This window comes from Parageobacillus sp. NEAU-HV-2, from assembly GCF_059115485.1.
Window position 1 is genome coordinate 263,538 of record NZ_JBXUJJ010000002.1, and the last position, 20,753, is coordinate 284,290.

A 20,753-nucleotide genomic window follows, 5' to 3' on the forward strand; every position below is an offset into this window, starting at 1 on the left:
CGAAATGATTCGCGAACAAGACGACAAATGTCTTGTTCTTTTTTTCTTTGTTTATGATAAGATAGGCGAAAAATAGAGAAATAAGGATGGTGGCACAATGGACAAGCATCGGCAGGAAATTACGGTGAGAATTAACGGAAAAGAGCGTCCGTTTACAATGGATAAACCGCAACAACTAGATAATGCGGAAATCCCGGAAAACAGGATCGATGAACATGTAAATCGTGTAGAATCATCATTAAACACCTCTTTGCCATCCATCAAAAAGAAACGCGACAAGAGCAATCGATGGAATGCCCGCGCTAAATCAGCGATCATTTCCATCATCATCGCTGTTATCGTTGGGACAAGCTTCGGTTTTATTGTATTAAATATGATTCCAAAGCAAAAATCCCATTCGCTCCAGACAGAGGAAGCGGTGACAACGATTCCTAAGGAAACAGAAACTTTGCCACAGTCAGACACCAAACAGGTTCATCATGAAGAGGCTGTTTCTTCTCCATTTACCATCAGCGTTATTCAAGCAGGAGTATTTTCGGATGCCAAAGCGGCAGCTAGCTATGCCAAGGAGCTGAAGTCCTCATCCATTCCTGTTGTGACGGTAGGAGAGCAGCCGGTCGCCTTGTTGATCGGCGTCGGGCAGGACAAGGAAACATTGCGGAAAGTCAGTCAGCTGTATAAAGGCGGGGCGCAAAGCACATATATTAAATCATTGTCCTTCACCGATGCCGATAGCAGCAAACGCACTTCCGTCATTCAGGCAGGGGAAACGTTATATATGGACATGGCGGCTGTGTCTGCTGTTTTATTAGGGAAAGGCGACGTCAAAGCCGATGTGTGGGAGGAATTAGAAAGCAGTTATAAGCAGTTTGCCGCCAAATCGATTCCGAACGATAAGCATGTAAAACAATACGTTTCCGCGATCAAAAATGCTTATCTCGCCTTAATGGCATATAAAACGAACCAGCAAGAAGAACTGCTGCGGAAAACACAACAAGAGCTGCTCGAAGCGCTGCAATCATATATGTCCATTTTTCCATTGCGAAGCTAGACAGCTTCTTTTTTTTCGTGCTATTTCGACTTTGAAAAATTGTGTCTGTCTGCAAAATTTGGTACGATACAGTTGTATCTTCCAATCTGAAGCGAGTGCAAAGGGTGATGATCATGAAACAGTTGATTTTAGCGTCCAGTTCCCCGCGCCGGAAACAGCTTCTTGAATTAGCGAACCTCCCGTTTCAAATCCTCGTCAGCCGTATTGAAGAACACGTTCATGAAGGAGAAACTCCAGAGCAAACGGTGCAGTCGCTTGCATACCGAAAGGCGAAAGCGATTGCCTGCCAACATCCTGATGCGTATGTCATCGGGGCAGATACGGTCGTCGTCTATCAAAACAACATACTAGGAAAGCCGAAAACGAAAGAAGAAGCAGCACAGATGCTGCGCATGCTGTCGGGGCAGGAGCATGAAGTATTGACAGGTGTGGCGATTCTTTCTCCGAATGGACAAGCATTGTTTGTCGAAAAAACAAAAGTGTTTTTTTGGGATTTAACCGAAGAAGAAATTGCCGCTTACATTGAGTCGGGAGAACCGATGGATAAAGCAGGGGCATACGGCATTCAAGGGCGAGCTGCTTTGTTTGTGAAACGAATTGAAGGCGATTATTTTACCGTTGTCGGGCTGCCGTTATCGCGAACCGTGCGCGAGCTAAAGCAGCTTGGTTGGTAATTTGCTTTGGACTGGAAAAGATAAAAAGGGGGGGAGAGGCAATTCAATGACATGGATGATTCGCGATGTGCCAAAAGATGTTCGTCCGCGTGAACGTCTTCTTTCCTCTGGACCGGAAAGTTTGGCGGACCATGAACTGCTTGCGATTTTGTTGCGGACGGGAACGAAAGAGGAATCGGTATTGCAGCTTGCCCACCGCCTGCTCCAGCGCTTTGAGGGACTCCGGCTGTTGAAAGATGCGACGGTCGAAGAAATATCAAGCATTAAAGGAATCGGAACGACAAAAGCGATCCAAATTTTAGCAGCGATCGAGCTTGGACGGCGTATTCACCGTCTCGGATACCATGATCGCTATGTGATTCGTTCTCCCGAAGATGGGGCAAAATATGTGATGGAAGACATGCGTTTTTTGTCGCAGGAACATTTTGTCGCGATTTATTTAAATACGAAAAATCAAGTGATTCACCGCAAAACGATATTTATCGGCAGTTTAAATGCCTCCATTGTTCATCCGCGTGAAGTGTTTAAAGAAGCGATTAAGCGCTCGGCTGCCTCGATTATTTGTGTGCATAACCATCCCTCCGGCGACCCAACCCCGAGTCGAGAAGATATTGATGTAACGAAGCGGCTTGCCGAATGCGGCCGGATTATTGGTATTGAACTCCTAGACCATCTAATTATTGGCGATCAAAAATTCGTTAGTTTGAAAGAAAAAGGGTATGTGTAGCGGTTCTCATTTTTTGTCGAATCAGTTATAATATCAATTATGAGTTTTTATGAATGGTTTGGGCGGTGTTGTACGAAACAGGGAAACAAACTGATGTGCAAAATCGACAAATTTAGCGAATAATTTTATAAAAGCATTTCGTTTCAGAAAGGAAGATATCAAATATGTTTGGATTTGGGACAAAGGATCTCGGTATTGACTTAGGAACAGCGAATACGCTTGTATACGTAAAAGGAAAAGGAATTGTGGTAAGAGAACCGTCGGTTGTCGCGATTCAAAAGGATACGAAGCAGATTGTTGCGGTCGGCAATGAGGCGAAAAACATGATCGGCCGTACGCCTGGAAATGTCGTTGCATTAAGGCCGATGAAAGATGGAGTGATCGCCGATTATGAAACGACAGCTACCATGATGAAATATTACATTAAACAGGCGATTAAAAATAAAGGATTTTTTGCTGGGAAACCGTACGTAATGGTATGTGTGCCATACGGGATCACCGCGGTGGAGGAGCGCGCTGTCATCGACGCGACGCGTCAGGCAGGAGCGCGCGACGCTTATACGATCGAAGAGCCGTTTGCCGCAGCCATCGGGGCGAATCTTCCTGTATGGGAGCCGACTGGAAGCATGGTCGTTGACATCGGCGGTGGCACGACGGAAGTAGCCGTCATTTCGCTTGGCGGCATCGTCACGAGCCAATCGATCCGCATCGCCGGTGATGAAATGGATGAAGCTATTATTCAATACATTCGCAAAACATACAATTTAATGATTGGCGAGCGGACGGCCGAGGCGATTAAAGTTGAAATAGGCTCGGCAGGACATCCGGAAGGAATCGGCAAAATGGAAATCCGCGGCCGCGATTTATTGACAGGACTTCCGAAAACGATTGAAATCAGCGCCGAAGAAGTTGCAGAAGCGCTGCGCGATACCGTTTATGCGATTGTCGATTCTGTTAAAAATACGTTGGAAAAAACCCCGCCGGAGTTGGCGGCGGATATTATGGACCGCGGCATTGTCCTAACGGGCGGCGGCGCATTGCTGCGCAATCTCGACAAAGTGATCAGCAAGGAAACGGATATGCCGGTGATCGTTGCCGAAAATCCGCTTGATTGTGTCGCAATTGGAACGGGAAAAGCGCTTGATCATATTCATTTATTTAAAAATAAAGCGAGAGACCATCGCTGACAGTAAGAGGGTGTCAACATCATGCCACAGTTCTTTTTAAATAAACGGCTCATTTTACTGCTCGTCAGCATGATTATCCTCGTGGCATTGATTGGTTTTTCCTTAAAAGATCGCAAGGAACTGACATGGTCCGAGCAGTTTTTGAAAGATACAACCGGTTTTGTACAATTGATTTTCCATAAGCCCGCACAGCTCGTTGCGGGCTTCTTTGAGAATATCAATGACATTAGAAATACATATAAAGAAAACAAGCTGCTGAAAGAACGGCTCGAGGAATATGTCACGTTAGAAGCGCAAGTGCAAACATTGAAAAAGGAAAATGAACAACTGCGCGCTTTGTTGGATAAAAAAGAGAGCCTGCGCGATTTTATTCCAATCCAAGCTACTGTGATCGGAAGAAATCCGGACCGTTGGCGGGAAATGATCATCGTGAATAAAGGGGAGCAGCACGGAGTCAAAAAGGATATGGCAGTGATTACCCCGGAAGGACTGGTGGGCAAAGTGCAGCACGCTTCCCAATTCACGTCGACCGTTCAACTATTAAGCGCGCTCGACCAAAATAATCGCATCTCAGCGTACGTGCAAGGGGAAGAAAACGTCTTCGGCCTCATCGAAGGATACGATGAAAAACGGAGAGAGCTATTGCTAAAGGAAATTCCATTTGATGCAAAAGTGGAGAAAAAGCAAAAAGTGCTGACGTCCGGTCTTGGCGGCATTTTCCCGAAAGAACTCCCTATCGGGGAAGTGACGAAAGTAGAATCTGATCAATATGGCCTTACAAAAGTCGTTTACGTAAAGCCGTCCGCCAATTTATATGACATTGATGACGTCATTATCGTCAAAAGGAAAATTGATGAAACACTGCAAGAAAAGGAGGAAGCAAAGTGAAAAAATGGCTGCTTCCTTTCCTTGCGATTTTGTGTTTTGTCAGTGAAAGCATTTTTGTCGATGTATGGCCAAAGAATGATTTATATATCGATTATTTTTTTGTGCCGCGTTTTTTTCTTGTTTTTCTTGTGTTTACGGCAGTCTATATTGGCAGAACGCGCGCGATGATTTACGGGTTTATTTTTGGTCTTTTGTATGATTGCGTCTATACCGAATTGCTTGGCGTTTATGCGTTTGCGTTTACATTAATCGCTTATATCGCTGCAAAAGCGATGAAAGTGCTTTATCAGCATTGGCTCATCGCCTGCTTGCTCGCACTCTTTTTTACCACCGTTCTTGAATTTTATGTGTACGGCATCCAGTTGCTCATCGGGCGAACGGATATGCCTTTGCAAACGTTTTGTTCACATCGGTTATGGCCAACGTTGCTGCTTAACAGCGTATTTTTGCTTGTCTTTTCCTATCCGTTAAAACAACGGCTCGTAAAAATCAAGCGCCTCGAACAGGAAGATTAAAAAAGGAAAATGAACGTTTTTTGTAGAATTATTCGTTGAGGTGAACGTTGTGACGAAAAAAAAACAACAATCATACGTAACGATTAAAGGAACGAAAGATGGGCTAACGTTGCATCTCGATGACAATTGCTCCTATGATGATTTGTTGAAAGAACTCGAAGAAAAGTTAACTGCTGGCGAAAAAATAGAGCCGGACAGTCCGCTCGTTTCTGTTCATCTCAAAGTCGGAAACCGTTATCTGACACCGAAGCAGGAGGAAGAATTGCGCACGTTGATCCGCCACACAAAAAATTTGGTCGTCTCCTCTATTGAAAGCAATGTCATGACAAAGGAAGAGGCGCTCGAGTGGAAACGGAAGACGGAGATCGTGTCTGTTGCGAGAATCGTTCGCTCCGGCCAAGTCTTGCATGTACAAGGAGACCTTTTATTGATCGGCGATGTCAATCCAGGGGGAACGGTGATTGCCGGCGGAAATATTTTTATACTTGGAGCATTGCGCGGCATTGCCCATGCTGGGTATTATGGAAATAAAGAAGCGGTTATTGCTGCATCGGTGATGAAACCAACACAGCTGCGAATCAGTGATGTAATGAATCGGGCTCCCGATTATAAAACGGATGAAGGGAACGAAATGGAGTGCGCCTATATCGATGAACATAACCAAATCGTTGTTGATCGCTTGCAGCTGCTGATGCATTTGCGACCGAATTTGACGCGGTTAGAAAGGAGAAGGTGACAGTGGGAGAAGCTATCGTCATTACATCCGGAAAAGGCGGCGTCGGAAAGACGACGACAACCGCCAATGTTGGGACGGCGCTCGCTATACTTGGGAAGCGGGTTTGCCTTGTCGATACGGATATCGGGCTGCGCAATCTCGACGTCGTCATGGGGCTCGAGAACCGCATTATTTATGACTTGGTGGACGTTGTCGAAGGGCGCTGCACCGTGCAAAAAGCGCTAGTAAAAGATAAGCGGTTTGACAATCATCTTTATTTATTGCCGGCCGCGCAGACGAGCGATAAGTCCGCCGTTACCCCAGAGCAGATGAAACAGTTGATAGACGAATTAAAACAAGATTACGATTATGTGTTAATCGACTGCCCGGCAGGTATTGAACAAGGCTACCGCAATGCGGTGGCGGGAGCGGATGAAGCGATTGTCGTAACGACTCCGGAAGTATCTGCGGTGCGTGACGCCGACCGCATCATCGGTCTGCTTGAAAGCGAGGAACATATTAAGCCGCCGCGCCTCATCATTAACCGCATTCGCAGCCATATGGTCAAAAACGGCGATATGCTCGATGTGGACGAAATCGTCATGCACTTATCGATTGATTTGTTAGGAATTATTGCCGATGATGAAAACGTCATCAAAGCTTCTAATAAAGGGGAACCGATCGTTTTAGATCCGAACAGCAAAGCATCGATCGCCTACCGAAACATCGCCAAAAGAATTCTCGGCGAATCTGTTCCGCTGCAGCCGTTGGAGGAGGAACAAAAGGGGATTTTTTCCAAAATTAAAAAGATTTTTAGCATGCGTTAAATAATAACTAGAGGCAGTTTCAGCTTTTTGGGGAAATTGCCTCTCTTTTTTGTTTGTATTTATGCCTTATCTATGCTTGTTTTTAGCCTGTGGTTCAGCAAAGGACATGTTTTGATTATATATTTTAATGGGTAACAAATTGGAGAAACCTCCCTTTATTGTATATATCTATTCCATAAGTAAACTAAAATCGAAACAATTACTTTAATTAGTACTGATATTATGCTCCGAAACGGGAGAAAAAGTTATTATAATAATACATATTGGGAATGGTATTTGGAGTAATTATAGAAAACTTTATACACAAAAATGAAAAGGCTTTATTATAATGTGGAATTGAAAATAGGAACAGTTTTCGATATATATTAACATGATAGTAAGGTGAGGTGAAGAAATATGCCAACAATTAAAGATGTAGCGAAACTAGCCGGTGTAACAGTAACCACCGTATCACGTGTATTAAATAATCGTGGATACATTAGTGATGAAACGCGCAAGAAGGTTTATAAAGCAATGGAAGAATTAAATTATCGACCAAACGAGATTGCAAGATCACTGCATCGAAGAAAATCAAAGTTAATAGGCTTAATTATTCCGATTGTATCTCATCCTTTTTTTGCAGAATTGGCGGGCTTTATTGAATATTATGCTTATTTAAAAGGTTATAAAGTATTAATTTGTAATTCCCTTTTAGACCGGGTTAAGGAAAAAGAGTACATCGATATGTTAAAAAGTAATCAAGTAGATGGCATCATTATGGGAAGTCACACGCTTGAGGTTGAAGAGTATATGAATTTAAACTATCCAATTGTTACTTTTGATAGATGTATTAGTGAAAATTTTCCTTACGTTTCATCGGATAACTATCATGGCGGAAAGCTAGCAACTAACCTGTTAATTCAAAAGGGGTGCAAAAAAATTGCTCATATATGTGGAAATTTGCAGCTTAATTTGCTTGCTAATAAACGTTCTGAGGCGTTTATCGAATTGACAAAAGAACATGGAATCGAGTCAGCGATCATCGAAACAGAAATTAATGTTTTTAACACCACTCAATACGAGTCAATTGTTCGTAGGTTATTAACAGAGCATCCAGACATTGATGGAGTTTTTGCAAGTAGCGATGTAATAGCAGCCTATCTTATTCAAGCATGTTACTTAATGAATAAACGTATACCTGAAGATATTAAAATTGTTGGTTACGATGACATTAAGCTAGCTTCTTTATTTGTGCCGCCAATTACTACCATACATCAACCACTAGAAGACATGGCGAAATGTGCAGTGGAATTAATTATGAAACAAATCGAGGGAAAGGAATTTGAATTAGAGAATGTTTTTCCTGTCAAACTTATTGAACGATCAACAACGTAAGTTATGGTTCATCACCAAAAGATGTACTTGATTTTTACGTTAAAATGTGATAGAGGTCTCTAGACGGACACGCAAAGTAAAACGCTGGATATTTCGATACCCATATCCTCGCCTTTTGATCAATTTTATTTTGTTGTTGATTCCTTCCATTGGACCATTCGAGTAAGAAAAAACGATGCAAGAAAGCACTGCGTCTCTTCGGGTGATGAGTGCCTTGGCAATACTGCGTACGGCGGCACAGTCGCTAAAAAGGTACCGGGCAAACCATTGGGTCAAACGAGTTTCGGCTTGCTTTCTTGTTTGGCTTTTGGATACGTAACGGAAATGTTGAAGTGCTTGATAGACATCGCGTAAATAAGCACTTTCTTGGCACCATTGTCGAACTTCCTGTCTCTCTTCTTCTGTTAATTTTTCTGGACGTTGGCTTAACCATCGGCACACGCGGCGAACGCTTCCATGTTTGGTTCCGCCTTTGGCAAGGTATTTGCGACAACGTTTCAGTGCATCGGTGAATAACTGAATCACATGGAAGTGGTCAAGAACATAGATGGCTTTTGGACATACCTTTTCAATGGCTTTTCTCATGGCAGGAGCCAAGTCGCTGACAACATACTTCACTTTGGAGGCGACGGGTTGAAGCGCCTCCACAATGGCTTCTTCATTTTTTCCAGAAGCAATGGAAAGGACATTCCGAGTCTGTGTGTCCATCACCGCTACTCCGTAATCATGTCCCTTTCGGAAAGCGAATTCATCCACACATACTACTGTAGGATTCGATGTTGGTAAAAGAGCCGGGGCATATTGATAAAACCAGCGTTCTACTGTTGTGTAGGCGAGTTGTAACAAGCGAGCGACTTCTTGAATCGTTTTTCCGATGCATAACTGGGCGACCCAATGTTGAAACGATTCCGTCGCGATACTGTGAGACGGAAGTCCCGGATAAGAAACGGTGAACGTCAGAAAACAGGCTTGGCAACGCCGTCTTTCTATGGGAAGTTCAATCCAAAATAAACCGACCGTATTTGTATAGCCATGAATCCATTGTTTTCGTTTCGATGACATTTTGGTTGTCCGTCCGAAGCAAGTCGGGCAGATCGGACAATGAGGAGGGAGAGAAAGTTCAAAAATCCATCGTTCTCCTTGAATAAGAAAGCCTGGTAAAGCGATCAAATCTTTGATAAACTGAGATTGCATGCGAAATTTCCTCCGTGGTTGATGGTTTGGTCACCTTTACCATACAGGAAATTTCGCATTTTTTGTACCCTTGATCAGAAAACAACCTGATTGTCAAGTACATTTTGTGGTGAAGAGCCTAAGTTATATAAATTTAACTTTTATTTCATAATTATCAAAAAATAGGAAAATCTATAAAGAAAGTGAATTTTTTTGCATTTAGTAAATTAGATATAGGCTGAGTTGTTGAAGTGAACGCAATTTTTGCTTACTGTTTAATGTTTTGGATCATGTCTGTCATTCCAACCTGAATCTGTACTTATTGGACTCTACGGTATCGGGTGGAGAAAAAACCGTGGAGTTCTTTATTTTCCACGAAACTTTCTTTATTTTCCACGAAACTTTACTTTATCTCGTCGATGGACGAACCAATCGTAATCCCTTTTCTCTCGTGAAATGAATCCGAATTTATATTAGTATCTTAATAGCCTTTTTATCCCAAGATACAAGTTTTTGAATAAATTGTGTAAAAGATTTTACGAAATTTATAACATATGTCAATCGTTTAACATTTTTTATGTCAAACGATTGACATATTGAAAACGCTTTAATATAATTGCGGTAGATTTGAAAATATTTTTTGTAAAAAGAGGGGGAGCTAATTTGAGTAAGCTAAAAATCCTATCAGCTGCAGTATTATCTTTGTCACTGTTGTTGTCAGGTTGTGGAACTTCTTCAAAAGAAAGTAATCAATCTGAACAAAAGAAAGACGCTGGTTCAGAAGTGAAAATTACACTGCTAAACTCTAAAGGAGAAATTCAAACACAGCTTGAAGAAGCAGCAAAAGAATTTAGCAAAGAAAATCCAGGAATTACATTGGAAGTAATTCCAAATGGTGCAGGACAATCCCCGTTTGAAAAAGTAACATCGATGTATGCATCTGGAAACGCGCCAACGATTTCAATGTTGGATCCAGGTGATGTAAAGAAATTTGCAGATAAGGCGCTTGATTTGTCTAAAGAAAAATGGGTTAGCGATGCTGTTGAACGAAGTTTAGATGTGGCGAAGACAGAAGATGGAAAAATTCTTGCTTTCCCGTTTGCAGTTGAAGGATATGGCTTAATTTACAACAAAGCAGTTCTTGATAAGGCTGTTGGTGGAAACTTTGATCCTGCTTCTATTAAAACAAGAAGCGATTTAGCTGAATTAATCAAGAAAATCCAAAAAACGGGAGTAGCATCAAACCTTCTGTCTCCAATGGATTGGTCTTTAGCTGGTCATTTTTTACCAATCGGATACAGTGTTCAATCTAACAAATCTGAAGATGTGGAAGCATTCTTAACACGACTTAAAAAAGGTAAAGAAGATTTAGCAAAGAATGAAAAATTAAATGGTTTATTAGATACGTTTGATCTTTTAAAAGAAAACAATGTAAACAAGAAAGATCCAATGTCTGGTACGTATGAGCAAGGACCTGAATTATTAGGTAAAGGTAAAGTAGGTCTTTGGTTTATGGGGAACTGGGCATGGCCGCAAATTAAGGAATTTGATACTACAAATGGTAGCTACGGTTTCTTGCCAGTTCCGATTAGCGATAACCCAGATGATTATGGTAACTCACAAATTCCTGTAGGCGTTACAAAATACCTAATCGTTGATAAAGAACAAAGCTCTCCAGAACAACAAGAAGCTGCTAAGAAATTTTTAGAATGGTTAGTATACAACCAAAAGGGGCAAGAAGCTTTAGTCAATAAAGCAAGCGTTATTCCGGCATTTAAGAACATTACATTAGAACCGCAAGATCCATTAGCAAAATCTATTAAGCAATATATGAATAATAACAAAACACTTCAATTTATGGTTACCCTCCCTCCAGATCATTGGTCTCAAAATGGTGCTTTCATGCAACAATATTTAGACAATAAGATTAATAGAAAACAATTATTTAAGGAAATTGAAACCTACTGGAAGGCACAGCAATAATGATAAAATCTTAGTTTACGTGGAATAACGGATTTTCAACCGTTATTCCACAATTTTTAGTAAGGAGGATGACCATGAATGGCTAGTAAAAAATTTTTAGATAAATTGAAAATTCAACTGCTATTTTCAGGTCCCACATTATTCGCTTTTTTTACCGTTGTTATCTTACCGTTTTTATATGGTATTTATTTGACATTTACTAACTGGGATGGCGTTTCAACCAGTCATTCATTTGTCGGTTTTCGAAACTATTTAGCGGTATTAGATGATACTATGTTTTGGAGTTCATTATATAAAACGATAAAGTATGTAGTATTAACTGTGATATTAATTAATGTTATTGGATTCTTTTTGGCTTATATCCTCACAAGTGAAATTCGTGGAAAAAATATATTTCGTGCAGGATTCTTTACCCCGAACTTAATTGGAGGAATTATATTAGGGTTTATTTGGCAATTTATTTTCTCAAATGTACTCGTATACATCGGAGAGAATTTTAAAATTGGCATATTTTCATCTTCATGGTTGGCAGACCCAGACAAAGCATTTTGGACTCTTGTTATTGTTACAACGTGGCAATACTCCGGCTACATGATGGTAATTTATATAGCTGGATTAATGAATATTCCTAAGGAGTTATTAGAGGCAGCAAGCATTGACGGTGCAAATGCGTTTGTGCGTTTAAGAAAGATTATACTGCCACTTATGGTTCCATCGTTTATTGTTTGCGTATTTTTATCTATCCAAAGAGGCTTTATGGTTTATGATTTAAATATTGCGTTAACAAATGGTGGACCGTATAAGAGTACACAGCTTGTTTCCATGTATGTTTATCAAAAAGCGTTTTTATCACAAAAATACGGATCAGGACAAGCTGAAGCATTTATTTTATTCCTCATTGTTGCTTTCATTACACTTATTCAAGTGTATGTAAGCAAGAAGCGGGAGGTTGAAGCGTAATGAACGTATCAAAAATCTTAACGAAAGCTATACGATATATTGTCTTAATCATTTTTTTCTGTCTATATATCTTTCCATTTATATTAGTTCTGTTGAATTCTTTAAAAGAGCGGGCAGATATCATTTCAAGTCCTTTGTCGCTACCTAAATCCATAAACTTTTCAAACTATTTAAGTGCAATGGAAAAAATGAATTTTGCTCATAGCTTTATGAATTCATTAATCATTACGGTGTTTAGTGTAGCATTAATCACGATTTTTTCTGCGATGACGGCTTACATTTTTGTTCGTGTCCAAAATAAATTAAATAAGTTTTTATTTTTCTTAATGGTTGCTTCCATGATTATTCCGTTCCAAGCAATTATGATCCCATTAGTACAGATTTATGGGTCTATTGGTTTTTTAAATAGTAAATGGGTATTGATCTATATGTACATCGGCTTTGGTGCATCATTAGCTGTTTTCATTTATCACGGATTAATTAAAAGTATCCCATTAGAATTAGAAGAGGCTGCCATGATCGATGGTGCATCACGTTTACAAATCTTTTTCCAAGTGGTGTTTCCATTGTTGAAGCCAACAACAATGACAATTGTTATTCTAAACGTGCTTTGGATTTGGAATGACTTTTTATTACCATCTCTTGTTTTAATTAATCCTGAAGAACGGACTTTACCGTTATCTACCTTTTATTTCTTTGGGACATATTCTGTAGATTATCATTTATTACTGGCTAGTTTAGTTGTTACAATCATTCCGGTAATCATTGTGTACTTCTTTACACAAAGATATATTATTCAAGGGGTTATGAATGGTTCTATTAAATAACTTCTTAGGATAAAAATCGATATAACCGGTGCTTTTAAGCTAGGTAATAAGACGATAAAAACTTTCTATGTATGTTGGAAAATCAATCTTCACGTATATAATCGTATGTTGAAAGTTTGAATACGGGGTGTTGCGTGCGGGAGGAGATACAAAATTTGTCATGTATCTTGATATGATTGGTGTTTTGGTGTATTGGATTTCCGTTAGCAATGCTCGGTGCTTTTTGGTTCCGTCTGCCAGTTTATATCGTGTTTGCGCTTGCCAACAGCCATGATATAGTAGGGGCTGTTGTCGGCATTAAAAGGACATTTTCAAAAAAATGGATCCGTAGTGTAACGGAACACTATGCGCCTGCTTCATAAATAATAAATATAAGGAAAATAGAGGAGGAACTTCAATGGCGATTATTCAATTTCCGAAAGAGATGAAATGGGGAGTGGCAACCGCTTCTTATCAAATTGAAGGAGGTGTCAACGAAGATGGTCGTGGGCCATCCATTTGGGATACATTTTCTCATACACCTGGAAAAGTAAAAGATGGGGACAACGGCGATATCGCATGTGACAGTTATCATCGTTACGAAGAAGACATTGAGATTATGAAAGACTTGGGGATTGATGTTTATCGCTTTTCCGTTGCGTGGCCACGTATTTTCCCGAAAGGAACTGGGGAAGTCAACCAAAAAGGACTTGAGTTTTATCATAAATTCGTCGACAAGCTTCTAGAAAACGGGATTGAACCAATGTGTACCCTTTATCATTGGGATCTTCCTCAAGCTCTGCAAGATAAGAGCGGTTGGAACAACCGAGATACGATCGATGCGTTCGTCAACTATGCCGAGGTGATGTTTAAAGAATTTAATGGCAAAATTAAATATTGGATCACGCTTAATGAGCCATGGTGCATTTCTTATTTATCTCATTATATCGGCGCTCATGCCCCAGGATATAAAGATTTGCAGTTAGCGACAAATGTTGCACACCATTTATTGGTTGCTCACGGCAAAGCGGTGCAAAAATTTAGAGAACTTAACATCGAAGGAGAAATTGGTTATGCACCGAGTACGATTTGGCTTGAACCGTTCAGTAATCGCAAGGAAGACATTGACGCTTGCCGTCGGGAAGTCGGCCATCACATTGAGTGGTTCATGGATCCGGTGTTTAAAGGCGAGTATCCGGAGTTTTTAGTAAATTGGTTTAAGAAAAAAGGCGTGGAATTACCAATAGAAGATGGGGATATGGAAACTATTCATCAGCCGATCGATTTCCTTGGCATTAACTACTATACTGGGCATATTGCTCGCTATAAAGAAAATGAAGGATTATTTGATCTTGAATTTGTAGAAATGGAGTATGAGCGGACAGATTTTGGCTGGCCAGTGTTCCCAGAAGGCTTTTACAAAGTGTTAACGTACATTACGGAGCGGTACGGAAATGTTCCTATTTATATTACTGAAAATGGCGCCTGCTACAATGATGAGCCTGATGCGACAGGGCGTGTGAAGGACGACCGCCGCATCAAGTATTTAAAACAGCATTTAACAACTTTGTCAAGGGCGATTCAGTCCGGTGTAAACATAAAAGGGTATTTAACATGGTCACTCCTTGATAACTTTGAGTGGGCGGAAGGTTACAGTAAACGCTTTGGTATCGTTTATGTAAATTATCGCACGCTTGAGCGCATCAAAAAGGACAGCTTTTACTGGTATAAGAAGACGATTGCAAATAAATGGTTCGAATTTTAATAGAAAATGCATCTAAAAAGATGCACTACTATGGGCTTAAGTTACACATCCAGATCACCGATCAGTTACTTCCGATGGGATATGTAGTAACGGAGGCTTCCTATCATGATCGAACGGCTGTTGAAGATGTGATGGTTCAACTCCCCCCATCCGTACACACTCGGGGATAAAGGATATGTCAGTCAAGCTCTACAAGAGGAACTGTATCGTGAATATGGGATTGCGTTCTGGACTCCATCTCGTAAAAATCAACGCACGGTTTCATCGAAAAAGTGGGCACAGTGGATGCGTCGAAAACGTAAAATCGTGGAAACCGCTTTTTCTGTTCTTGTCGATCAATTTCGTATCACCGCCATCCGTGCTAATAGCGTGGATGGGTTTGAAACGGCACTAGATGGTATTTTATTGGCTTACACGCTTGTTGTCCTTGGGCTAGTTGAACAATAGAGTTCAACTAGCACCATGGGTTTTGAAATAGTATAAAGAATCCTTATTTCGAGTTAGGTGATTGTCATGGCTATTTATTTCGACTCAGAACACCAGACATTCCATTTGCAAGGAAAAGAGACAAGTTATGTAATGCAGGTCATACGCGAAAATTATTTAACACATCTATATTGGGGAAAAAAAATTCATGCATATCGTGGGAGTAACCCTATCTTATTTATTGATAGAGGTTTTTCACCCAATCCTGATCCATCAGACCGTACATTTTCATTAGATACGATACCGCATGAGTATCCAGCGTATGGGAATGGAGACTTTAGAACCCCTGCATACCAAATACAGTTAGAGAATGGAGCTACCGTTACGGACCTTCGCTATCGGACTCATCGTATCTACAAGGGGAAGCCTAAATTAAAAGGACTGCCTGCTACTTATGTTGAGGACGAGCGAGAGGCAGAAACTTTGGAAATTGTAATGGAGGACCAAGTAATAGGGCTAGTTGTTACTCTAATCTATACCGTATACAGAGATTTTAATGTAATAACTCGATCGGTACGTTTCCATAATGAAGGAAGGGAAAATTTAAAAATTCTTCGAGCATTAAGTGCAAATGTAGATTTTCGTGATGATGAGTTCGAGTTACTCACTCTATATGGCTCCCATACTAATGAACGGAATATTTGTAGACGGCCTATTGTACCAGGAGTCCAAATGATTGAAAGTCGCCGCGGTGCTAGCAGTCCTCAACAAAATCCATTTTTTGCATTACTTCGAAAGGGAACTGATGAAGACAAAGGAGAAGTATATGCGTTTAGCCTTGTTTATAGTGGAAACTTTTTGGCCCAGGTGGAAGTAGATCAATATAAGAATACTCGAGCTTCGATTGGAATTAATCCATTTGATTTCTCTTGGTTGTTAGAACCAGGAGAAAGCTTTCAAACGCCAGAAGTAGTCATGGTATACTCTTCCCAAGGATTGGGAGAAATGTCACAAACATATCACCGACTCTACCGTACTCGCTTATGTCGAGGAGCATTCCGGGATCGTGTACGTCCAATTTTAATTAATAACTGGGAAGCTACGTATTTTAACTTTAATGCAGAAAAACTCGAACAAATTGCAAAGGAAGGAAAAGAACTAGGGATTGAACTGTTCGTATTAGACGACGGTTGGTTTGGTCATAGAGATGACGACAAAAGTTCATTGGGGGATTGGGTGGTAGACAAACGAAAGCTTCCAAATGGATTGGAAGATCTTGTTACCCGAGTCCGTAACATGGGGATGGAATTTGGCATATGGTTCGAACCGGAAATGGTTTCGGAAGATAGTGATTTATATAGAAAACATCCAGATTGGTGTTTGCATGTGCCAAACCGTCCTCGGACAGTAGGAAGAAACCAATTGGTTCTAGATTTGTCCCGAAAAGAAGTTTGTGATTATATCATTGAAGCTGTATCAAACATTCTATCGAGTGCCCCGATTAGTTACGTAAAATGGGATATGAACCGTCATATGACAGAGATTGGATCGGCTGCCTTGCCACCAGAAAGACAACGGGAAACAGCACATCGCTATATACTTGGGCTTTATCGAGTTATGGAAGAAATCACTTCAAGGTTTCCAAACATCTTATTTGAAAGTTGTTCTGGTGGGGGAGGACGCTTTGATCCTGGTATGCTTTATTATATGCCCCAAACATGGGCAAGTGATAATACGGATGCTGTATGCCGTTTGAAAATCCAATATGGAACAAGCCTTGTTTACCCAATTAGTTCAATCGGTGCACATGTGTCGTCGGTTCCGAATCATCAGGTTGGTCGGGTGACTTCGCTTGATATCCGAGGACACGTGGCCATGTCTGGAAATTTCGGTTATGAAATGGATTTAACTAAATTATCGGATGAAGAAAAGGAAATCGAGCAAGTTGCTCTCTATAAAGAAATAAGACCATTGATTCAATTTGGCACCTTCTATCGTATACTGAGTCCGTTTGAAGGAAATGAAGCGGCTTGGATTTTTGTATCCGAGGATCAATCAGAAGCCGTTGTTGGTTATTTTAGGGTATTAGCTCAGCCAGGTGCAGCTATTCGAATCCTCAAATTGAAGGGGTTGAATCCTGATTTTCTTTATCAGCATTTAGATACAGGTAAAGTATATGGTGGAGACGAGCTTATGAACGTAGGACTCACGATACCTATAATGATAGGAGATTTCAAAAGTCTATTCTGGAGATTTAAAAAAATCCGAAAATAATCGTCTCTGTAGATTGTGGATAATATCTATATTTTTTAGAGTACATTGCTGATATGCAGGAAAAAATACTTCAACGAATCACACATCAATGTATATGTCTATGAATATAAAAAAGTCATTTTTGATTAAGATTAAAAAAGAAAGGTTGATGGTTTTGTCTAAGCATCTTGAGCTTGTGAGAGAAGCAGAGAAACGTGTGAAGATTGCTGAAAAAAGCCTTCGAGACCGTACTCATCGGTTAGCTTATCATATTATGGCTCCTGTTAACTGGATGAACGATCCAAATGGGTTAATTCAATTTAACGGTGAGTATCATGTGTTTTATCAATTTCATCCTGATAGTCCAAAATGGGGACCTATGCATTGGGGACATGTCAAAAGCAAGGACTTAGTTCATTGGGAGCATGCTCCAATTGCTCTGGCACCAAGTGAGGAATATGACCGAGATGGTTGTTTCTCCGGAAGTGCTGTGAATGACAATGGTGTTTTAACTCTTATTTATACAGGAAATGTTTGGCTCAACAAGGAGCAAACAGAGTTAAAACAATATCAATGTCTTGCTACCAGCAAAGATGGGATTCATTTTGAAAAGGATGCTGCGAATCCTGTACTTTCTGAACCTCCATTCGATTGTCAAGGTCATATTCGTGATCCAAAGGTTTGGAAACACGAGGATCATTGGTATATGATTTTAGGAACGAGAGAGGGAGACAATGGAAAAGTTGTTCTTTATAAATCTAAGAATCTCCGTCAATGGACGTTTGTCAATGTAGTTGCAGAAAGTAATGGAAGATTAGGTTATATGTGGGAATGCCCAGATTTATTCCATTTGAACGGAAAAGATGTGTTGATTTTTTCTCCACAAGGAATCGAACCGGTTGGCGACCGTTTCAATAACCTTTATCAAACTGGTTATCTTGTTGGATCTTTCGATTACGAAACAGGAATATTGACACATGGGGCATTTGAAGAGTTAGATAAAGGATTTGATTTTTATGCAGCACAAACGTTTTTGGATGAAAAAGGAAGACGTATTTTATTTGGCTGGATGGATATGTGGGAATCGTATATGCCGACACAAAAACATGGCTGGGCAGGTGCATTAACGCTTCCGCGCATATTGGAACTGGATGACCAAGAACGATTGCTCATGAAGCCTGTTCCAGAATTGCAGTTGCTGAGAGAGGAATCCATTCATCTAGGATCGTTTTTAGTAGCTCCAAACAAAACAGGTTATGTGCCTTCTGTAAAGGGTGACCGTTTAGAAATCATTGCCCAATTTTCTTTAGCAACGTTTCATGGTTCTTCGTTTGGCATTAAAGTCCGTTGTTCCGATGATTTTCATGAAGAAACAATTCTCCGATATGATGCAAGAGAATCCACTGTCATTTTTGACCGAAACCGTTCTGGTAAGGGAGAAGGTGGCATTCGTCGGGCGGCACTAGATATCAAAGATAAAGAAACGATTACGTTCCATGTGTTCATTGACCGTTCGTCCGTCGAATTGTTTGTTAATGATGGTGAACTTGTCATGACGGGAAGAATTTATCCGGAAGAAACAAGCCAGTTTGTTGATGTGTTTGCAGAAGGTGGAGAGGTCACGGTTCTGTCATTTTACGCGTGGAAATTAAAAGACATTTGGCGATAGGGGTCTGGCTCAAAGGCGATTTACGCTTTGGGGTCAGCCCCTTTATTTTTAATCATATCTTCCAAGGTTGTCTAATAAACTAGTACAAACAATATTAGAAGGGATGGTGAGAATAATGAATCGACGTGCCCACGAAATTCGTAAGCAGATTGAAAAACGAAGAAAGGCGCGGCAGAACCGCTACGAGGCGCAGCGGCAGGCAATATGGGACTTGACCGACGAAGAGCGGTACGGCCAGCCTGTCGTGACATATGACCGTTATTCATTAGAAGAATCGTCGCATCCTCTTTTTCCAAAAGAAATGTTTGTTTTTAAAACGCTTCTTTCCGCTTGCCTTGTTTTGGTGACCGCCATTTTATTTAAAAATCCATCTGATTCGTTAGAACCTGCCCGTCAGTTTGTCAAAAATACAATGGAGCAAGAATTTCAATTTGCCGCTGTTTCCAAATGGTATGAAAAGCAGTTCGGCGAGCCGCTTGCCTTTCTGGAGCCAAAACAAGAAACAAAAACAACAGGAAAATCATACGCTGTTCCTGCTTCCGGCCGCGTATTAGAAAGCTTTCAGAAAAACGGTCAAGGCGTGATGATTGAAACGACGAGCAATGCGAAAGTGGAAGCGATGAATGAAGGGATTGTGACATTTGCCGGCACGAAAGAGAAGCTGGGGAAAACGGTGATCATTCAGCACGCAGATGGAAGTGAATCATGGTATGGCAATTTAAGCACGATTTCTGTCAAATTGTATGATTTTGTTGAAACGGGCAAACAAGTCGGGACAGCAATGGCGAGCGCTGACGATCAAACAAAAGGGGTATTTTATTTTGCGATTAAACAAGGAGACCATTTCATTGATCCGATTCAGGTGATTTCCTTTGAATAAGTATATTGCGTTATTAACAAAAATTCATGTGCATCCGCTCTTATGGCTGTTTTCCGGCATTGCTGTCATCACCGCCCATTTCAAGCAATTATTTCTGTTATTTATGATCGTGTTTATCCATGAGCTGGGACACGCTGTTGCTGCTGCTTTTTTTTCTTGGCGGATCAGACAAATTTTGCTTTTGCCGTTTGGCGGTATGGCGGAAGTCGAGGAATACGGGAACCGGCCGTTCCGTGAAGAACTGATTGTAACGATCGCCGGTCCGGTACAGCATCTTTGGCTGATGGCTGCTGCATTTTTTTTATGGAAGATCGGCTTTATCACAAGCGAAGGATTAGGAATGTTCGCCTATTACAACATCGCCATTCTTCTTATTAATTTATTGCCTATTTGGCCGTTGGATGGCGGCAAACTAGCGTTTCTTCTTTTCACTTATTATTTTCCGTTTAGCGAAGCACATCAAAAAACGGTCTTGTTTTCCGCTGCGGCGCTTGTTTTTTTCGTCATCGGCATTTTGTTGATCGAGCCGAAACAGCTCGATTTATGGATCATTGCCGCGTTTTTAATGATATCGTTGCATCAGGAATGGAAGCATCATCGCTATATCGTCATGCGGTTTCTGCTCGAACGCTATTACGGGAAACGGATCGATTATACAAAGTTGCGGACGATTGCCGCTTCAGAAGAAGAGAAGATTTCCGATGTTTTGCGAAAATTTTACCGTGGGCAAAAACATTCCGTCATTATCACGAGAGCGAATCATGAACGGGTGACGTTGGATGAAAACGAGCTTTTGCACGCCTTTTTTGCCGAAAAACAAACCGATGCTCCGCTAAGCCAGCTCATTTATGCGTAAGAAAACGATATTGACATTTTTCAT

General features: G+C 40.8%; 18 protein-coding genes and 1 pseudogene. 18 read left to right on the forward strand and 1 reads right to left on the reverse strand.

Annotation, left to right across the window (positions count from 1 at the left end; all coding sequences use genetic code 11):
• The first annotated feature begins 97 nt into the window (after positions 1-97).
• The 9 genes from AC1WMD_RS04780 (at position 98) to AC1WMD_RS04820 (ending at position 7,958) form a co-directional block, all read left to right on the forward strand.
• On the forward strand, positions 98-1,051 hold the full coding sequence (locus AC1WMD_RS04780; RefSeq protein WP_494256141.1) for a stage II sporulation protein B: 954 nt from the start codon (positions 98-100) through the stop codon (positions 1,049-1,051).
• A 113-nt stretch (positions 1,052-1,164) separates the two neighbouring features.
• On the forward strand, positions 1,165-1,725 hold the full coding sequence (locus AC1WMD_RS04785; protein WP_494256142.1) for a Maf family protein: 561 nt from the start codon (positions 1,165-1,167) through the stop codon (positions 1,723-1,725).
• Positions 1,726-1,771: 46 nt separating this feature from the next.
• The gene (gene radC, locus AC1WMD_RS04790) at positions 1,772-2,452 is read left to right on the forward strand and encodes a RadC family protein (protein ID WP_494256143.1); all 681 of its coding nucleotides are present in this window, start codon (positions 1,772-1,774) and stop codon (positions 2,450-2,452) included.
• A gap of 164 nt (positions 2,453-2,616) precedes the next feature.
• Positions 2,617-3,639 (forward strand): rod shape-determining protein, encoded by a 1,023-nt coding sequence (locus AC1WMD_RS04795; protein ID WP_043905634.1) that lies wholly within the window; start codon positions 2,617-2,619, stop codon positions 3,637-3,639.
• 21 nt (positions 3,640-3,660) lie between these two features.
• Positions 3,661-4,527, forward strand: a complete 867-nt coding sequence (gene mreC, locus AC1WMD_RS04800) for a rod shape-determining protein MreC (RefSeq protein ID WP_494256145.1) — start codon at positions 3,661-3,663, stop codon at positions 4,525-4,527.
• Positions 4,524-5,042 (forward strand): rod shape-determining protein MreD, encoded by a 519-nt coding sequence (gene mreD / locus AC1WMD_RS04805; RefSeq protein WP_494256146.1) that lies wholly within the window; start codon positions 4,524-4,526, stop codon positions 5,040-5,042. The genes mreC and mreD overlap by 4 nt, the downstream gene beginning before the upstream one ends.
• 40 nt (positions 5,043-5,082) lie before the next feature.
• Positions 5,083-5,778 carry a septum site-determining protein MinC gene (minC, locus tag AC1WMD_RS04810; protein WP_043905631.1) on the forward strand — a complete coding sequence of 232 codons (696 nt, stop codon included), beginning with the start codon at positions 5,083-5,085 and terminating at the stop codon, positions 5,776-5,778.
• Positions 5,779-5,780: 2 nt separating this feature from the next.
• Positions 5,781-6,584 (forward strand): septum site-determining protein MinD, encoded by an 804-nt coding sequence (gene minD, locus AC1WMD_RS04815; protein ID WP_494256147.1) that lies wholly within the window; start codon positions 5,781-5,783, stop codon positions 6,582-6,584.
• Positions 6,585-6,980: 396 nt separating this feature from the next.
• On the forward strand, positions 6,981-7,958 hold the full coding sequence (locus AC1WMD_RS04820; protein ID WP_494256148.1) for a LacI family DNA-binding transcriptional regulator: 978 nt from the start codon (positions 6,981-6,983) through the stop codon (positions 7,956-7,958).
• Between the two features lie 39 nt (positions 7,959-7,997).
• On the opposite strand, the gene AC1WMD_RS04825 is transcribed toward AC1WMD_RS04820, so the two are convergent.
• The gene (locus AC1WMD_RS04825; RefSeq protein WP_494256150.1) at positions 7,998-9,152 is read right to left on the reverse strand and encodes an ISL3 family transposase; all 1,155 of its coding nucleotides are present in this window, start codon (positions 9,150-9,152) and stop codon (positions 7,998-8,000) included.
• Positions 9,153-9,794: 642 nt separating this feature from the next.
• Between AC1WMD_RS04825 and AC1WMD_RS04830 the strand changes: the two genes are divergently transcribed.
• The 9 genes and pseudogenes from AC1WMD_RS04830 to AC1WMD_RS04870 all read left to right on the forward strand — a co-directional run bounded on the left by AC1WMD_RS04830 (position 9,795) and on the right by AC1WMD_RS04870 (position 20,729).
• A complete protein-coding gene (locus tag AC1WMD_RS04830) occupies positions 9,795-11,114 on the forward strand; it encodes an ABC transporter substrate-binding protein (protein WP_494256151.1) in 1,320 nt (439 codons plus the stop codon).
• A 78-nt stretch (positions 11,115-11,192) separates the two neighbouring features.
• The gene (locus tag AC1WMD_RS04835; RefSeq protein WP_494256153.1) at positions 11,193-12,074 is read left to right on the forward strand and encodes a carbohydrate ABC transporter permease; all 882 of its coding nucleotides are present in this window, start codon (positions 11,193-11,195) and stop codon (positions 12,072-12,074) included.
• Positions 12,074-12,901, forward strand: a complete 828-nt coding sequence (locus AC1WMD_RS04840; protein WP_494256154.1) for a carbohydrate ABC transporter permease — start codon at positions 12,074-12,076, stop codon at positions 12,899-12,901. Before AC1WMD_RS04835 ends, AC1WMD_RS04840 begins: the two co-directional genes overlap by 1 nt.
• A 397-nt stretch (positions 12,902-13,298) precedes the next feature.
• Positions 13,299-14,645, forward strand: coding sequence for a GH1 family beta-glucosidase (locus AC1WMD_RS04845; RefSeq protein WP_494256156.1), 1,347 nt, complete (start codon positions 13,299-13,301; stop codon positions 14,643-14,645).
• A gap of 8 nt (positions 14,646-14,653) precedes the next feature.
• A pseudogene (locus tag AC1WMD_RS04850) lies at positions 14,654-15,092 on the forward strand (IS982 family transposase); the annotation flags it as partial.
• Between the two features lie 66 nt (positions 15,093-15,158).
• Positions 15,159-17,345 (forward strand): alpha-galactosidase, encoded by a 2,187-nt coding sequence (locus tag AC1WMD_RS04855; RefSeq protein WP_494256157.1) that lies wholly within the window; start codon positions 15,159-15,161, stop codon positions 17,343-17,345.
• 148 nt (positions 17,346-17,493) lie between these two features.
• A complete protein-coding gene (locus AC1WMD_RS04860) occupies positions 17,494-18,993 on the forward strand; it encodes a glycoside hydrolase family 32 protein (protein WP_494256297.1) in 1,500 nt (499 codons plus the stop codon).
• A 115-nt stretch (positions 18,994-19,108) separates the two neighbouring features.
• The gene (locus AC1WMD_RS04865; protein WP_494256159.1) at positions 19,109-19,873 is read left to right on the forward strand and encodes a peptidoglycan DD-metalloendopeptidase family protein; all 765 of its coding nucleotides are present in this window, start codon (positions 19,109-19,111) and stop codon (positions 19,871-19,873) included.
• Positions 19,866-20,729, forward strand: coding sequence for a M50 family metallopeptidase (locus AC1WMD_RS04870; RefSeq protein ID WP_494256160.1), 864 nt, complete (start codon positions 19,866-19,868; stop codon positions 20,727-20,729). Before AC1WMD_RS04865 ends, AC1WMD_RS04870 begins: the two co-directional genes overlap by 8 nt.
• Positions 20,730-20,753: the final 24 nt, after the last annotated feature.

What these genes read in the sequence shown, in the direction of transcription:
- AC1WMD_RS04780 (WP_494256141.1), top strand. Translation starts at nt 98, where the DNA reads ATGGACAAGCATCGGCAGGAAATTACGGTGAGAATTAACGGAAAAGAG.
- AC1WMD_RS04785 (WP_494256142.1), top strand. Translation starts at nt 1,165, where the DNA reads ATGAAACAGTTGATTTTAGCGTCCAGTTCCCCGCGCCGGAAACAGCTT.
- radC (WP_494256143.1), top strand. Translation starts at nt 1,772, where the DNA reads ATGACATGGATGATTCGCGATGTGCCAAAAGATGTTCGTCCGCGTGAA.
- AC1WMD_RS04795 (WP_043905634.1), top strand. Translation starts at nt 2,617, where the DNA reads ATGTTTGGATTTGGGACAAAGGATCTCGGTATTGACTTAGGAACAGCG.
- mreC (WP_494256145.1), top strand. Translation starts at nt 3,661, where the DNA reads ATGCCACAGTTCTTTTTAAATAAACGGCTCATTTTACTGCTCGTCAGC.
- AC1WMD_RS04820 (WP_494256148.1), top strand. Translation starts at nt 6,981, where the DNA reads ATGCCAACAATTAAAGATGTAGCGAAACTAGCCGGTGTAACAGTAACC.
- AC1WMD_RS04825 (WP_494256150.1), bottom strand. Translation starts at nt 9,152, where the DNA reads ATGCAATCTCAGTTTATCAAAGATTTGATCGCTTTACCAGGCTTTCTT.
- AC1WMD_RS04835 (WP_494256153.1), top strand. Translation starts at nt 11,193, where the DNA reads ATGGCTAGTAAAAAATTTTTAGATAAATTGAAAATTCAACTGCTATTT.
- AC1WMD_RS04840 (WP_494256154.1), top strand. Translation starts at nt 12,074, where the DNA reads ATGAACGTATCAAAAATCTTAACGAAAGCTATACGATATATTGTCTTA.
- AC1WMD_RS04845 (WP_494256156.1), top strand. Translation starts at nt 13,299, where the DNA reads ATGGCGATTATTCAATTTCCGAAAGAGATGAAATGGGGAGTGGCAACC.
- AC1WMD_RS04855 (WP_494256157.1), top strand. Translation starts at nt 15,159, where the DNA reads ATGGCTATTTATTTCGACTCAGAACACCAGACATTCCATTTGCAAGGA.
- AC1WMD_RS04860 (WP_494256297.1), top strand. Translation starts at nt 17,494, where the DNA reads ATGGTTTTGTCTAAGCATCTTGAGCTTGTGAGAGAAGCAGAGAAACGT.
- AC1WMD_RS04865 (WP_494256159.1), top strand. Translation starts at nt 19,109, where the DNA reads ATGAATCGACGTGCCCACGAAATTCGTAAGCAGATTGAAAAACGAAGA.